A 15,018-nucleotide genomic window follows, 5' to 3' on the forward strand; every position below is an offset into this window, starting at 1 on the left:
GCGGTTAAGCGATACGTTGTCGCTTAACCCGAGTCAGTGAAAGGTGCGTCGCATATGTCTGAGGTCGCTTACGTACAGGCATCCCGCCTCTATCCCGGCAACCCGCCGGTGCGAGCGGTCGACGCACTGGACCTCGAAGTCGCCGACGGTGAGTTCCTCGTGCTCGTCGGACCGTCCGGCTCCGGCAAGTCCACCGCGCTGCGGATGCTCGCGGGCCTGGAGGACGTCGACGAAGGCGCCATCACCATCGGCGGCGAGGACGTCACCAACACCCCGCCGAAGGGGCGCGACATCGCGATGGTCTTCCAGTCCTACGCGCTGTACCCGCACATGACGGTCGCCGACAACATGGGCTTCGCGCTGAAGCTGCGCAAAACCCCCAAGGACGAGATCCGGGCCAAGGTCACCGAAGCCGCCAAGATGCTCGACCTGGAGAAGTACCTGGACCGCAAGCCCAAGGCGCTCTCCGGCGGCCAGCGCCAGCGCGTCGCCATGGGCCGCGCCATCGTCCGCGAACCCAGCGTGTTCCTGATGGACGAGCCGCTGTCGAACCTGGACGCGAAGCTGCGCGTGGAGACCCGCGCGAACATCGCGGCGCTGCAGAAGCGGCTGTCCACCACCACGATCTACGTCACCCACGACCAGGTCGAGGCCATGACGATGGGCCACCGGGTCGCGGTGCTCAAGGACGGGCTGCTGCAGCAGGTCGCCAGCCCCCGCGAGCTGTACGAGAACCCGCGCAACGCGTTCGTCGCCGGCTTCATCGGCTCCCCCGCGATGAACCTCAAGACGGTGCCGCTGTCGGCGGGCGGCGCCGAGCTCGACGGGCAGACGATCCCGCTGACCCGCGCGGCGCTGTCCGCCGCGGACGGACTCAAGGAAGTGACCTTCGGGGTGCGCCCCGAAGCGCTGAGCCTGGTCTCCGGCGAGGACGAGAAGAGCATGGACATGGTCGTCGAGCTCGTCGAGGAGCTCGGCGCCGACGCTTTGGTGCACGGCAGCATCCAGGTCAACGGCTCGCCGGAGCGGTTCGTGGTGCGCACCGACGGCCGCACCCCGCCCGCGCTGGGCCAGCAGGTGAAGGTCGCGCTGCGCGACTCCAGCGAAGTGCACCTGTTCCGCCCCGACGACGGCACCCGCCTCACCTCCTGATCAGCTCCCTCCGCACACCCGATGCCCCCGCCCAGGCGGGGGCATCGTGCGTTCCGCGTCCGGGCGGCGGTGAACGGACCCTTCGTCCGATCCCGTTGGGCGAACAGGCCGTTCACCCCCCCACTCGATGACCGCACCCCCACCTCAGCGCGCTGCCCCGGCGGCGCCACGGCCGCGTTTCCGAGTCAACGGCCCGTTCGTCCAATCCCGTTGGACGAACGGGCCGTTCACCCCACCCGGCCGAGCACGCGGCGACCCTGCATTTCGAGTGAACGGACCGTTCGTCCAATGCCATTGGGCAGACGGTCCGTTCACCCACGAACCCGCCCACCCGGCCGAGCACGCGGCGACTCCGCTTTCCGAGTGAACGGCCCGTTCGTCCAATGCCGTTGGACGAACGGGCCGTTCACCCCCACCTGTCCGCCTCGGTGCGCGGCTGCTCGTCGCGGGGCGGTCACACGGACGGGGGTGACTCGGCCGGGCGGCTGGATCGGTGGAAGGTGCGGGCGATAATGCGAAGCGTTGTCATGTTCACACCTCTCGGCTCACCCGTTCGATGGTTCGGCCCAGTTGGCACGGCGTACGCTGCACATGACAACGGTTTCCGTTTGCGGTCGTCGAAGGTCCCCCGGCCCCGGCGTCCCCACCTCACGGTGCGTCCCCGAGGAGTGCGTTCATGACCGTCTTCACCCGACGTGCCCGCCGCGGCGGCACGGCGCTGGCCGGCCTCACGGTCGCCGCGCTGACCGCCACCGCCTGCGGCGGCACGGGCTCCGATCAGGCCGCTGACGACGGCGAGCTGACGGTCGTGGCCACCACGAACGTCTGGGCCTCCGTCGCACGGGCCGTCGGCGGCCCTGGCGTCGAGGTCGAGTCGATCATCGACGACCCGGCGGCGGACCCGCACTCCTACGAGAGCAGCCCGCAGGACGCGGCGAAGGTCGGCGACGCCGACCTGGTGCTGCTCAACGGCGGCGGCTACGACGAGTTCGCCGAGCAGATCCTCGACGGCACCGGCGCGGGCAAGCCGACCGTGCAGGCCGTCGAAGGCGAGCACGAGCACGCGGAGGAACCCGCCGCGGACCACGAGCACGGCCACGAGCACGGAGGTGCACCGGCCGACGAGCACGCCGAGGCCCCCGCCGGTCACTCCGACGCCCACGCCGACGAGCACGCCGGGCACGACCACTCCGTGAACGAGCACGTCTGGTACGACCTGCACGTCGTCCGCGAGACCGCGGACCGCGTCGCCGAGGAGCTCGGCAAGATCCAGCCCGAGCGGGCCCAGGAGTTCCGCGACAACGCCGCGCGGTTCGGCGAGCAGATCGGCGGCCTGGAAGGCCGCGTCGACCAGATCGCGGCCACCGAGCACGGCAAGAAGGTCATCGTCACCGAGCCCGTGGCGCACTACCTCGTGGAGTCCGCCGGGCTCACCGACATCACCCCGCAGTCCTTCGTGCACTCCGTCGAAGCGGGCAACGACCCGGCCGCGGCCGCCGTCGCGGAGATCCAGAACGCGGTGAACTCCCGGCAGGCCGCAGCGGTGATCTACAACCCGCAGACCGAATCCCCGGTCACCGAATCGGTCCGCAAGGGCGCGGAGCAGAATCAGACCCCGGTCGTCGAGATGACCGAGACCCTGCCGCAGGATCAGGACTACGTGCGGTGGATGGACGGTCAGATCTCGGCGCTGCAAGCGGCGCTGGCCGGTCGCCCCTGAACGGGCCCCGCGCCGCACCCCGAACGACCCGCACCCCACCACTGATCCGAGAGCCACCGTGGAACCCAGCACCGACACCGCAGCACCGGACCGCAGCGTCCCGGTCACGTCCGGCCGCGACCCGGCGGTCCGGCTGCGCGAAGCCAGCCTCGCCTACGGTTCCCGGGTCCTGTGGGACCGGCTCGACCTGGACGTGCGCCCCGGTGAGTTCCTGGCCGTGCTGGGCCCGAACGGCTCCGGCAAGACGAGCCTGCTGCGCGTGCTGCTCGGTTTGCAGCCGCTCAGCGGCGGTGAGGTCCACGTCGCGGGCGAGGCGGTGCGGCGCGGCAGTTCCCGCATCGGTTACATCCCGCAGCAGCGCTCGGTGGACCCGACGCTGACCGTCCGCGGCAGCGACCTGGTGGGGCTCGGCTTGGACGGGCACCACTGGGGCGTGGGCTTCCGGCGGCGCAAGGACCGCAAGCGGCGCGTCGAGCGGGCGCTGCGCTCGGTGGAGGCCACCGAGTACGCGCGGATGCCGCTGGGCCTGCTCTCCGGTGGTGAGCAGCAGCGGCTCCGGGTGGCGCAGGCCCTGGTCGGCGAGCCGGACGTGCTGCTGTGCGACGAGCCGCTGCTGTCCTTGGACATCGCGCACCAGCGCAACGTGAGCAGGCTGATCGCTCGGCAGGCCAAGGAGACCGACGCCGCGGTGCTGTTCGTGACGCACGAGATCAACCCGGTGCTGCCGCTGGTCGACCGGATCCTGTACTTGGTCGACGGCCGGTTCCGGATCGGCACCCCGGACGAGGTGATGACGTCGGCGACGCTCTCGGAGCTGTACCGCTCCGACGTCGAGGTGGCGCGGGTCGGCGGCAGGCTCGTCGTCACCGGCACCGATGAAGTCGATCACCACCACTGCGCCGCGGAGACCTCATGAGCACCCTGACCGACGCACTCGGCCGGTTCTTCGACTTCGAGCTCACCGCCGACCTGCTCGGCTACCCGTTCGTGCAGCAGGCGCTGCTGGCGGCGGCGGCGCTGGGCCTGGTCTCGGGCGCGCTGGCACCGCTGGTGGTGGCGCGGAAGATGTCGTTCGCGGTGCACGGCACGGCGGAGCTCGCGTTCACCGGCGCGGCGGCGGCGCTGCTGTTCGGCGCGAGCGTCGGGGTGGGCGCGCTCGGCGGCGCGGTGGTCGCCGCGCTGCTGCTCGGTTTCCTCGGGCAGCGCGGTGGCGAACGGGACTCGGTGATCGGCGCGATCCTGTCGTTCGGCCTCGGTCTCGGCGTGCTGCTGCTGTGGATGAACCCGGAGCGCACCGCGAACAAGTTCAGCCTGCTCATCGGCCAGATCGTCGGCGTCGACTCGGCCGACGTGGCGCTGCTGACGGGCAGCGCGGCGGTGGTGCTGCTGGTGCTCGCCGTGGTGTACCGGCCGCTGCTGTTCGCCAGCGTCGACCCCGATGTGGCGGCGGCGCGCGGGGTGCCCGCGCGGCTGCTCACCCCGCTGTTCGCGGTGCTGGTGGGGGTGGCGACCGCGCTCGGCGTGTACACGGTGGGAGCGCTGCTGGTGCTGGCGCTGATGGTGACGCCCGGTGCGGCGGCGGCGCGGATCACCGCGAGCCCGCTGCTGTCCACGGTGCTCGCGGTGGTGTTCGCGGAGGTCGCGGTGCTGGGCGGCATCGTGCTGTCGCTGGCGCCCGGTGCCCCGGTGAGCGCGTTCGTGACGATCTTGTCGTTCGTGATCTACCTGGTCTGCCGCGCCGTCGGCACCGTCCGCCTGCGCCGCGCCTCCCGCACTCCGGCGCCCGCCGCGGCCTGACGCTCACCGCCGGGCGTCGTTCACTCCACCCGAGGCCGCGGGTCGTCAGCGCGGGTCGGCGGCGAGGATCGCTCCGACCTGGTCGGCCACGGCCGGGTCGAGCAGGTCGTAGCGCCCGCCGGAGACGAACCGCTCGGAGAGTTCGAAGGTCACCACGTCGCCCTCCGCGAGCAGCGCCCCCGTCTCCTGCGGCCGCTTCGCGATCTCCTCCGGGTGCACGATCGCGATGTCGGCGAACGTCGCGGCGAGGTACGGGCTGGCGAACTGGGTGAACGAGTCGCCCACCATCCGGGTCGGCGCGTCGACCATGCCCGGTTTCGGCGCCGATTCCAGCCGCAGCGGCTCGTGGAAGTCGCTCGGCTGGAACCGCGTGTTGTCGGCGCCCCCGTCGGGGGCCAGCGAGTACGCCCGGATCGGCACGGTGCGGCTCTGCCCGAGCTGGTCGGGGATGTCGGCGGAGTGCGGGTACTCCCTGCTCGGCAGCAGCTTCCACCCGGCCGTGCTGCCCGGCCGGAGCCGCTCGGCGAGCTGGTAGACCATCGTGATGCCGCCTTCGTGGGTCCAGTGCGTGTCGATGTCGTGGTAGATCGCCCGCCCGTTGCGGTCGGCGGCGTCCCGCAGCGGTTCCCGCATGTCGACGGCACCGGTCGCGGTCGGCAGCCGCCGCCAGAACTCCTCCCGGGCTTGCGACGAGCAGTCCTCGCCCGCGTAGTGCTCCGGCAGGTTCGCCGGGTACATCGTCGACTTGTCCGGCGCGATGACCAGTTGGAACTCCCGCCCGGACGCTTCGACGACGCTGCGCCACCGCCGCAGTCCCGCGATCACCTCGTCCAGGTCCCGCTTCGGCGTGCACGGGTACGCCACGTCGTGCCCGAGGTAGAGCCAGCCCGCCTTGCCCTCGATGACCTTGGGGAACACGTTCTCGTTCAGCGGCGGACGCGGCTGCTGCTGATCGCTGCCGGTGCCGACCGGCGAGCTGTGCGCGCCCGATTCCAGCCGCGCCTGCTCCCCGAACACGCCTTGGCTGATGCCGTGCACGGACCGGACTGCCTGCCCGCGGAACGGCAGGTTCTCGGCGGCCCACGGGCTCAGCCCGGTGAGGAACCCCCAGCCTTCGGTGATGCCGGGGAACTCGGCGAGCGGCCGGTTCTCCAGCTGCTCCGCCCGCGCCCCGAACACCCAGGTCGTGGCGGGCGCGGTGAGGAACAGCAGCGCGCACACCAGCGCCGTGAGCTGCCGTCTGCCGTGCCGCGGCCGGTGCATCGGGTGCTCGCGCGGCAACCACGACTCGTGGACCGCAGGTAACTCCGTGGGTTCCGTCATGGACACGCCGCTCACGTTAGCCGCGCCGCTTCCCGCCCGTGCGCGGTTCCACGAGCGTCACAGCACACCCACCCCGCACAACCGAGCCACCACTGTTCTCCCTTCCGGCATGAAGCGTTCGGTCGCGGTCAGAACTGGTAGTACAGGAACGGGCTGAAGGAGCCGGTGGCGACGAGCAGGCCCGAGTAGGCGAGGCCCGCGGTCATGACGCCGATGCGCAGGGCGTTGGCGGGGCGGGAGCGGACCGACTCCAGGAACGGGCCGGTGCCGGTCGACGCGGGCAGCGCCACCACGACGAGCGCGACCAGCAGGAAGAACACCCGCTGGTGCGTCACGGATGCGGCGACGATGTCGGTGAGCCCGGACAGGTCCGGCAGCAGCATGTGGCCGATCATCGTGAACGCGGTGCCGACGTCCGGGGCGCGGAAGAACACCCAGCCCACGACGACCAGCAGCAACGTCGAGACGCGCCTGCCGAGCAGCGCCCAGCGGCCCGCCGGGGCGGCGTCGTGGCCGGTCGCGCGTTCGATCACCAGCAGCGCGCCGTGGAACAGGCCCCACACCAGGTACGTCCAGGCGGCGCCGTGCCAGAAGCCGGTGAGCACGAAGATGATCGTGAGGTTCAGGTAGGTGCGGCCGGTGCCGCGGCGGTTGCCGCCGAGCGGGATGTAGACGTAGTCGCGGAACCAGCGCGACAGCGACATGTGCCAGCGCCGCCAGAACTCGGTGACCGTCACCGAGGAGTAGGGGCGGGCGAAGTTCTCCGGCAGCCGGAACCCCAGCATCCGGCCCAGCCCGATCGCCATGTCGGAGTAGCCGGAGAAGTCGAAGTACAGCTGGACCGTGTAGCCGATGGCGCCGAGCCAGGCCACGGCGAAGCTCATGTCCTCGGCCGGGGTCGCGAAGCAGGCGTCGACCATGGGGGCGAGCGTGTCGGCGACGACGACCTTCTTCGTCAGTCCCCACGCGAACCGGGGGAACCCGGCTGCGATGTCGTCGAGCCGGTGCGTGCGGGGCTGCGGCAGCTGGTCGGCGATCTCCCGGTAGCGCACGATCGGGCCGGCCACCAGCTGCGGGAACATCGCGATGTAGGTGACGAAGGCGACGGGGTTGCGCAGCGCGGGCCGCTCGCCGCGGTACACGTCCACGACGTAGGAGATGTGGTGGAACGTGTAGAAGGAGATCCCGATCGGCAGCGCCAGTTGCAGCACCGGGAAGTCGCCGCCGAACCACCGGCCCAGCGTCGCGAGCTGCTCGGTGGCGAATCCCGCGTACTTCCACACCACCAGGACCAGCAGGTTGAACGACACCGCGCCGATCAGCACGGTCCTGCGGTGCGGGCGCGGTTCCCACTCGTCGGGTTCGAGGGAACGTCCGGCGAAGAAGTTGACCACGATGCACGTCAGCAGCAGCAAGGTCGTGCCGCCCGCTCCGCTGGCGTAGAACACCAGGCTCGCGACCGCCACGATCGCGTTGCGCGCGGCTCGGGGTGCGACGAGCACCGCGATCAGCACTAACGGCAGGAAGTACCAGAGGAACAGCGGAGTCGAAAAGTACATCGGTGTTGGGCCTCGCGGTGCTGGGAGGCCCCGGCCTCCCGATCGTGTCGGGTTCGGAGCCTAGCCGAGCGGTGCACCGCACTTGCCGCGAATGGTTCAGCTCGAACCGCGTACAAGCGCCGCCCCGGTTACCTACTCTGGGTTTCATGACCGCTCCGCCCCCGCCGGGCTGGTACCCGGACCAAGTCGACCAGCGCTACGTGCGCTGGTGGGACGGCAGGCAGTGGACCCAGCACGTCCAGCCAGCGCGCCCGCCGCAACCGCCGCCGCAGCCGGGCGGACCTCCGGGAGCGCGACCGGCGGGGCAGGGAGATGCCTCCCCCATCGAGTTGGCGCTCGGCGGCACCGGGGATTCGGATTCCGTCCGCCACCAGGCGCAGCAGCAGGCCGGCGTCGGCGGGACCGTGGCCGGTGGCGGTGGCACCTTGTTCAGCGAGCCGGTGCTGGTGGTCAACCAGAAGGCGAAGCTGATCGAGATGGCCAACGAGTACGCCGTCTACGACCAGCACGGCGGGCAGCTCGGTTCGGTGGTGCAGACGGGTCAGAGCGGCGTGCAGAAGGCGTTGCGGCTGTTCACCAAGCTCGACGCCCTGATGACGGTGCGGTTGGAGATCCGCGACGCCGGGGGCGCACCGGTGCTCACGATGAACCGCCCGGCGACGATGTGGAAGTCGACCGTGCACGTCCAGCGCCCCGACGGCACCCCGGTCGGCGACATCCGGATGGAGAACGCCTTCGGGAAGCCGCGGTTCGCCTTCGAGGTGGACGGCAGGCGCATCGGCGGCATCACCGCCCAGAACCTGCGCGCCTGGGACTTCAAGATCACCGACGAGCGTGACGAGCACATCGGCCAGATCAGCAAGACCTGGCAGGGCCTCGGCAAAGCCATGTTCACCACGGCCGACAACTACGTCCTCCAGCTGCACCGCCCACTACCGGACCCGCTGATAAGCCTCGTGGTGTCCGCAGCCCTGACAATCGACACAACCCTCGGCCAAGCCCAGAAGTAATCCCCCCGGCGAGCAACCCCCGTACACCGAAGCCGCGCCTTGGGCGGCGAAGCAAGCCTGCCTCGCGGCCGAAGGCCGTGCCTCGCGGCGAAGCCGTGCCTTGGGCTGCGAAGCAAGCCTGCCTTGCGGCGAAGCCGTGCCTGTATGTGCGAAGCACATAGCCCACGTCAAAAAGGTGACAACCCGCGGGTTCTCAGCTGCTTCCTCGCGAGGACAGCTTTTTCCCTCGTGGCGGAGCCACTCGGGAAAAAGATCCCGCAGCGAGGAAGCAGCTGAGGTTCCGCCACCCCACCACCCGAACAAAAAGACCGGGCGGGCAGTCTCAGCGGGAAAAAGTACGGGTCCGACGGCGGCGGGCTACTTCGGAAAGTACAACCCCCGCAGCAACAGAAGCGTTCAACGACTCCACCTGCCCCGCCATCGGGATGGACACCGTCTGATCGCAGGTGTCCCGCACCAGCCGGGACAGTCCGCGCCCTTCCGATCCGACGACGACGACGAGCGGCCCGGTGGCCAGTTCCAGCTCGTCGGAGGTGATGTCGGAGTCGGCGTCGAGCCCGATGACCATCAGGCCTTCGGATTTGAGGTCCTTGAGCGTCCGGGTCAGGTTGACCGCCATCGCCACGGGCAGTTGCGCGGCCGTGCCCGCGCTGGTGCGCCACGCGACTGCGGTGATTCCGGCGCTGCGCCGCTGCGGCAGGATCACGCCGTGCGCGCCGAACGCGGCGGCGGAGCGGATGACCGCTCCGAGGTTGCGCGGGTCGGTCACTCCGTCCAGCGCCACCAGCAGCGGTGGCATGCCGGAGTCCTGGGCGTGGGTGAGCACGTCCTCGGGGTGCGCGTACTTGTACGGCGGCACCTGCAGGGCGACGCCTTGGTGCAGCGCGCCGCCGGTGATCCGGTCGAGTTCGGTGCGGGGCACGTCGAGCACGGAGATGCCCTTGTCGGACGCGTTGCGCACGGCGTCCTTGACCCGGTCGTCGGTGTCGATGCCCTGCGCCACGTACAGCCCGGTGGCCGGGACGCCGGCGCGGAGGCATTCGGCGACGGGGTTGCGCCCGGCGACCAGTTCCGGCAGTTCACGCTGCTCGCGCTGCCTGCGGTTCTGCTGTTCGGTCTTCGCCTTGGCCGCGTCGGCCCGCTTCTTCGCGGGGTGCGGGACGCGGTCCTTGGCCTTCGGCGTCGGGCCTTTGCCTTCGAGCCCCTTGCGACGCTGGCCGCCGGAGCCCTTCACCATCCCCTTCTTGGAGCCCGGCTTGCGGGTCGCCCCACGGCGCTTGTCGTTGCCTGCCAACGTTCGTCACCCGTCCTTGAGTGTCCACATCGGACCGTCGGGTGTGTCCTCGACGGCGACGCCGGAAGCCAGCAGCCGGTCCCGCAGCAGGTCGGCGGTGGCGAAGTCGCGCTCCGCCCGAGCCTTCTGCCGCTGCTCCAGCAGGCCGTCCACCAGCTCTGTCAGTGCTCGGCGCGCGGCGTCGTCGGCACCTGATTCCTCGGCCCACTGCGGGGCGAGGGGGTCCAGGCCGAGCACATCGGTCATGGCGCGCACCGAGGCCGCGGCGGTGCGCGCGACCTGGTCGTCACCGGTGTCGAGCGCGGCGTTGCCCTCGCGGATCGCGGTGTGCACGGCCGCGAGCGCCTGCGGGGTGGACAGGTCGTCGTCCATCGCCGCCGCGAACTCGGGGCGCACTTCGCCGGGTTCCACGCCGCCGGTGCGCTGGGCGACGCGGCGCACGAAGGATTCGATGCGCCGGTAGGTCGCCACCGCTTCCTGCAGCGCTTCCTCGGAGAACTCCAGCGTCGAGCGGTAGTGCGGGCCGACCAGGTAGTAGCGCAGCTCGCTGGCGCGGGCGCGCTGCAGCACCGCGGGAATGCTCATGGTGTTGCCGAGCGACTTCGACATCTTCTCGCCGCTCATGGTCACCCAGGCGTTGTGCAGCCAGTACCGCGCGAAGGGGTCGCCGGCGGCGTTGGACTGCGCGAGTTCGTTCTCGTGGTGCGGGAACACCAGGTCCAGGCCGCCGCCGTGGATGTCGAACTCGCCGCCCAGGTAGTAGGTGGCCATCGCCGAGCACTCCAGGTGCCAGCCGGGGCGGCCGTCGCCCCACGGCGTCGGCCAGCTCGGCTCGCCGGGCTTCGCGGCCTTCCACAGCGTGAAGTCGCGCGGGTCGCGCTTGCCGCCCGCCGCGGCCTCGCCCTGCTGCACTTCGTCGAGGCGCTGGCCGGACAGCCGCCCGTAGGACTCGCTGAAGGAGCCGACGGAGAAGTAGACGTCGCCGCCCGCGCAGTAGGCGTGGCCCTTGTCGACGAGCCGCTGGATCAGCTCCACCATCTGGCCGATGTGCCCGGTCGCGCGCGGCAACGCCGACGGCGGGAGGCAGCCGAGCTGGTCGTAGGCCTTCTCGAAGGCGCGCTCGTGCGTGGCGGCCCACTCCCACCAGGGGCGGCCCGCCTCGTCGGCCTTGTTGATGATCTTGTCGTCGATGTCGGTGACGTTGCGGACCAGCCGCACGTCGTACCCGGTGCGCAGCAGCCAGCGGCGCAGCACGTCGAAGTTGAGCCCGCTGCGCACGTGGCCGATGTGCGGCACGCCCTGCACGGTGGCCCCACAGACGTAGATCGACGCCACTCCGTCGCAGCGCGGGTGGAATTCGCGCGTCGTGCGGGTCGCGGTGTCATGCAGGTGCAGGCTCACGCCTCGATGGTACGGGGATACCTCGATCGTGAACCACGACAGGGGGCTTCTCGTCAAGGCTTGGCTAGCGGCGCTCTCCTGGTCGGACCGTCTCGGAGCGGGCTCAGCCGATCATGCTCCGGTCGTGGGCGCGGGCAGCACGCCGTGCTCGGCGACCGCCGCGAGCAGCGCATCCGGTCGTTGCGCGGTGGGCAGCGGTTCCACGATGGACACCGCGCAGCCGACCGCGGCGGCCCCGCCGTCGGCCTCCTCGCTGTCGCCGATCATGAGCGCTTCCTCCGGCGCCACGCCGATCCGCTCGCAGGCGCGCAGGAACAGCTTCGGGTCCGGCTTGATCACGCCTTCGACGTAGGACATCAGGTACTCGTCGACGAGGTCCAGCACGCCGAGCTTCGCGAACGCCGGGCGGATGTCGAACGCGATGTTGCTGATCACTCCGATCAGCACGCCCGCTTCGCGCAGGTCGCGCAGCACCTGCGCGGTGTCCGGGTAGGGCGTCCAGGACAGCGGGTCGACGAGCCGGCCGTAGAGGGCCTCGGCCTGCTCCGAGGTGCCGACTCCGGACAACCGCAGCACTTCGAGGTTCGACTTGCGGTGCATCGCGGGGTCGAGGTCGCGCTGCTCCCAGGCGTCCAGGAACTCCGGTTCCATCCGCACCGAGTTGCCGGTCGGCGCGGTGAGCCTGCGCAGCAGTTCCGTCTGCGCCTCCAAGTCCAGCGGATCCCCGCTGCCGTCGGTGAGCCCGGCGAGCCAGGTCTCGTCCTGTTCCAAGCGGAACAACGTGCCGGAGTAGTCGAAGAACACCGCGCGCAAGCTCACGGAACCCACCGTACTGGCCGCGACCGGCATGGTCCGCAGATCGCGGCCGATCTCACGCCGCGACCGGTCGCGGCGCTCACCACCCGCTCAGCAGTGCCCGGCGTCGTCCCGGTACATCGGCGCGACGATGCCGAACACGCACGAGGCGGTGCTGATCCAGAGGACGACGGCGGCGAGGCTGAGCGCGGCGGGACCGCCACCCGCCCACAGCAGCATCGAGCAGGGCCAAGCGATCAAGGGCTGACCGACCACGGTCCTGCGCACCCAGCGATTGCGTTCGATCACCATGGGTCGAGCATGACCCCGGGTGAGCGCCACGGCCAGGGTGCGCACCCCGAGCTTTCCCCGACTTATCCCCCTGGTGGCGCGGAATTAACCGAATCCGCAGGTCAAGCCACCGAGAAGAGCAATGCGGTGGCCACCGCGGCGACGCCCTCGCCGCGTCCGGTCAGCCCGAGCCCGTCACTGGTCGTGCCGGACACCGACACCGGGGCCCCGAGCACGTCGGAGAGCACCCGCTGCGCCTCGTCCCGGCGCTTGCCGATGCGCGGCGCGTTGCCGATGACCTGGACCGTGGCGTTGCCGACCTGATATCCGGCCGCGGTGATCCGGGAGAGCACTTCGGTGAGCAGCTCAGCGCCGTGCGCCCCGGCCCACCGGTCGTCGCCGGTGCCGAACACGGCGCCCAGGTCGCCGAGGCCCGCCGCCGAGAGCAGCGCGTCGCACAGCGCGTGCGAGGCGACGTCGCCGTCGGAGTGCCCGCTGCACCCGTCGACTCCGGGCCACAGCAGCCCGGCGATCCAGCACTCGCGGCCGGCTTCCACGGGGTGCACGTCGACGCCCTGCCCGATCTTCGGCAGTGGTGCGGTCACCGGGGTTCTCCGATCGGTTCGACCGCCAGCACCGACTCGGCGACCGCCAAGTCGAACGCGGTGGTGATCTTCAACGCGTGCGGGTGGCCGGGCACGGTGCGCACCTCGCCACCGATGCGTTCGACGAGCCCGGCGTCGTCGGTGGCGGCGTCGCCCGCCGCGTCGTAGGCGGCGCGCAGCACGTCGAGGCTGAAGCCTTGCGGGGTCTGGACGCTGCGCAGCTGCGAGCGGTCCACGGTGGCGGTGACCGCGCCGCCCGCGTCGACCTGCTTGATCGTGTCGGCGACCGGGAGCACCGGGATCACCGCGGAGGCACCTGCGCGCACGGCGTCCACCACGTCGGTGATGACGACGGCCGGGGTGAACGCACGCGCCGCGTCGTGCACGAGCACCACATCGGCATCGGGAACCACGCGTTCGGCGACCGCGAGCGCGAGCCGGACCGACTCGGTGCGATCCGCGCCACCGGGCACCACGTGCACCACGGCCGGATCGAACTCGCCGAGATCGCGTTCCACGACCTCCACCTGGTCGGGAGGAGCCGCGACGACCACGCGGTGCACGCGGCCGGAGTCCAGCAGACCGCGGACCGCGCGCACCAGCAGGGATTCACCCGATACCGGGACCAGCGCTTTCGGCATTCCGGCTCCGAGGCGCACACCGCGCCCGGCAGCCGGAACGAGAGCCACCACGTTCACGTTGAGCAGGACCCGCCGATCACACCGCCGTGGCGAGAACTTCGTCCAGCAGGGACTCGGCCTTGCCCTCGTCGGTTCCTTCGGCCAGTGCCAATTCGCTGACCAGTATTTGCCTCGCCTTGGCCAACATGCGCTTCTCACCCGCGGACAGGCCACGGTCCTTCTCGCGCCGCCAGAGGTCGCGCACCACTTCGGCCACCTTGTTCACATCGCCGGAGGCGAGCTTCTCCACGTTGGCCTTGTACCGCCGGGACCAGTTCGTCGGTTCCTCGGTATGCGGGGCACGCAGCACATCGAAGACTCGATCGAGACCCTCTTGACCGACGACGTCCCGAACACCGACGATCTCGGCGTTGTCAGCGGGAACGCGAACGGTCAAATCACCCTGCGCGACCTTGAGGACGAGGTACTGCTTTTCCTCGCCCTTGATCACACGGGTCTCTATTGCTTCGATGAGCGCGGCGCCGTGATGCGGGTAGACGACGGTCTCTCCGACCTTGAAAACCATGTGTCCTCTGCCCCTTTCGCTGCGCCCAGCTTAGCATGCGCGGCAACCGAGCCTCGACCGGCTCCCGCGTGTCGTCGCAGGTCAGGACGCGATCGGGGGTTGACAAACAGCCTCCGGGCGTGCATCCGGAGGGTAGCCGGCGCCCCCGTTTGATCCACTGTGGACACCCTCCGAACACGGTTCACGACCCGGGATCGGGAACCGATGTGGGGTCTGCCTACTGGTCACGAGAACCGGACCATTAAGCTCCATCGCGGTCGTCCGGCTATCAGGAAGGACACTGCCACCGTGAGCCGCCCTCAGCACCACACCTTTCGCGTGCGGTTGACCTCGGCCGCCCTCGGCCTGGGTGCCGTCGTCGCACTCGCCGGCTGCAGCGCGGGTCAGGTCACCGAGACCGACACGCAGGTCGCCGCCGTCCCAGGCGGCAGCGGCGATGCCAACGGCATCGGCGTCCGCAACGCGACGCTGTCCTTCCCCGAGAGCGGCGCCCGCTACGCCGCCGGTTCGTCCGCCCCGCTCGCGGGCGTGCTGATCAACGACACCGGCGAGCTGGACCGCCTCGTGCAGGTCAACAGCACTTTCGCGGGCTCGGTCGAGGTCGGCAAGGAGCGGACGCTGCCCTCGCGGACCGCGCTGCACGCCTACGGCGCGGACAACGCGCACGCGAGCGGCACCCAGCAGCGCGAGGTCTCGATCACGCTGAAGGGCCTCACCCAGGACATCACGCCCGGCGTGACGATCCCGGTGACCTTCGTGTTCGAGAAGGCCGGTCCGCTGACCGTGCAGGTGCCGATCGGCGAGGACTCCACGCCGCGCCCCGACACCGGTGGCGAGGAATCGCACCACTGATCTCCGGCGCTCA

At 70.6% G+C, this 15,018-nt stretch carries 15 protein-coding genes; 6 read left to right on the top strand and 9 right to left on the bottom strand.

Annotation, left to right across the window (positions count from 1 at the left end):
* Nucleotides 1–54 precede the first annotated feature (54 nt).
* From BJ969_RS26445 to BJ969_RS26460, 4 genes are all read left to right on the top strand, one after another.
* Nucleotides 55–1,152 carry an ABC transporter ATP-binding protein gene (locus BJ969_RS26445; protein WP_184483456.1) on the top strand — a complete coding sequence of 366 codons (1,098 nt, stop codon included), beginning with the start codon at nt 55–57 and terminating at the stop codon, nt 1,150–1,152.
* Between the two features lie 676 nt (nt 1,153–1,828).
* Nucleotides 1,829–2,872 carry a metal ABC transporter solute-binding protein, Zn/Mn family gene (locus tag BJ969_RS26450; protein ID WP_184483458.1) on the top strand — a complete coding sequence of 348 codons (1,044 nt, stop codon included), beginning with the start codon at nt 1,829–1,831 and terminating at the stop codon, nt 2,870–2,872.
* A 58-nt stretch (nt 2,873–2,930) separates the two neighbouring features.
* Entirely contained in the window at nt 2,931–3,788 is an 858-nt protein-coding gene (locus tag BJ969_RS26455; protein ID WP_184483460.1) for a metal ABC transporter ATP-binding protein, read from the top strand.
* Nucleotides 3,785–4,669: a metal ABC transporter permease gene (locus BJ969_RS26460; protein WP_184483462.1), complete on the top strand. Its 885-nt coding sequence runs from the start codon at nt 3,785–3,787 to the stop codon at nt 4,667–4,669. The genes BJ969_RS26455 and BJ969_RS26460 overlap by 4 nt, the downstream gene beginning before the upstream one ends.
* Before the next feature lie 45 nt (nt 4,670–4,714).
* On the opposite strand, the gene BJ969_RS26465 is transcribed toward BJ969_RS26460, so the two are convergent.
* Nucleotides 4,715–5,992, bottom strand: a complete 1,278-nt coding sequence (locus BJ969_RS26465; protein ID WP_221315944.1) for an alginate O-acetyltransferase AlgX-related protein — start codon at nt 5,990–5,992, stop codon at nt 4,715–4,717.
* Between the two features lie 128 nt (nt 5,993–6,120).
* Nucleotides 6,121–7,551, bottom strand: a complete 1,431-nt coding sequence (locus BJ969_RS26470) for an MBOAT family O-acyltransferase (protein WP_184483466.1) — start codon at nt 7,549–7,551, stop codon at nt 6,121–6,123.
* Nucleotides 7,552–7,697: 146 nt separating this feature from the next.
* Here BJ969_RS26470 and BJ969_RS26475 point away from each other — a divergent pair, with 146 nt between their 5' ends.
* On the top strand, nt 7,698–8,561 hold the full coding sequence (locus BJ969_RS26475) for an LURP-one-related family protein (protein ID WP_184483468.1): 864 nt from the start codon (nt 7,698–7,700) through the stop codon (nt 8,559–8,561).
* 322 nt (nt 8,562–8,883) lie between these two features.
* On the opposite strand, the gene rlmB is transcribed toward BJ969_RS26475, so the two are convergent.
* The 7 genes from rlmB to BJ969_RS26510 form a co-directional block, all read right to left on the bottom strand.
* A complete protein-coding gene (gene rlmB / locus BJ969_RS26480) occupies nt 8,884–9,855 on the bottom strand; it encodes a 23S rRNA (guanosine(2251)-2'-O)-methyltransferase RlmB (protein ID WP_184483470.1) in 972 nt (323 codons plus the stop codon).
* Between the two features lie 6 nt (nt 9,856–9,861).
* A complete protein-coding gene (gene cysS / locus BJ969_RS26485; RefSeq protein ID WP_184483472.1) occupies nt 9,862–11,256 on the bottom strand; it encodes a cysteine--tRNA ligase in 1,395 nt (464 codons plus the stop codon).
* A gap of 111 nt (nt 11,257–11,367) precedes the next feature.
* Entirely contained in the window at nt 11,368–12,075 is a 708-nt protein-coding gene (locus BJ969_RS26490; RefSeq protein WP_184483473.1) for an HAD-IA family hydrolase, read from the bottom strand.
* A gap of 87 nt (nt 12,076–12,162) precedes the next feature.
* Nucleotides 12,163–12,363: a hypothetical protein gene (locus BJ969_RS26495; protein ID WP_184483475.1), complete on the bottom strand. Its 201-nt coding sequence runs from the start codon at nt 12,361–12,363 to the stop codon at nt 12,163–12,165.
* Nucleotides 12,364–12,464: 101 nt separating this feature from the next.
* Nucleotides 12,465–12,947 carry a 2-C-methyl-D-erythritol 2,4-cyclodiphosphate synthase gene (gene ispF / locus BJ969_RS26500; protein WP_184483477.1) on the bottom strand — a complete coding sequence of 161 codons (483 nt, stop codon included), beginning with the start codon at nt 12,945–12,947 and terminating at the stop codon, nt 12,465–12,467.
* Entirely contained in the window at nt 12,944–13,645 is a 702-nt protein-coding gene (ispD, locus tag BJ969_RS26505; protein WP_184483479.1) for a 2-C-methyl-D-erythritol 4-phosphate cytidylyltransferase, read from the bottom strand. The genes ispF and ispD overlap by 4 nt, the downstream gene beginning before the upstream one ends.
* 19 nt (nt 13,646–13,664) lie before the next feature.
* Nucleotides 13,665–14,153, bottom strand: coding sequence for a CarD family transcriptional regulator (locus tag BJ969_RS26510; protein WP_184483481.1), 489 nt, complete (start codon nt 14,151–14,153; stop codon nt 13,665–13,667).
* Between the two features lie 288 nt (nt 14,154–14,441).
* Between BJ969_RS26510 and BJ969_RS26515 the strand changes: the two genes are divergently transcribed.
* Complete coding sequence (locus BJ969_RS26515) at nt 14,442–15,005, top strand: copper chaperone PCu(A)C domain-containing protein (RefSeq protein ID WP_343071603.1); 564 nt, start codon at nt 14,442–14,444, stop codon at nt 15,003–15,005.
* The last annotated feature ends 13 nt before the right edge of the window (nt 15,006–15,018 follow it).

The sequence above is a fragment of the Saccharopolyspora gloriosae genome (genome assembly GCF_014203325.1).
Lineage (GTDB): Bacteria > Actinomycetota > Actinomycetes > Mycobacteriales > Pseudonocardiaceae > Saccharopolyspora_C > Saccharopolyspora_C gloriosae.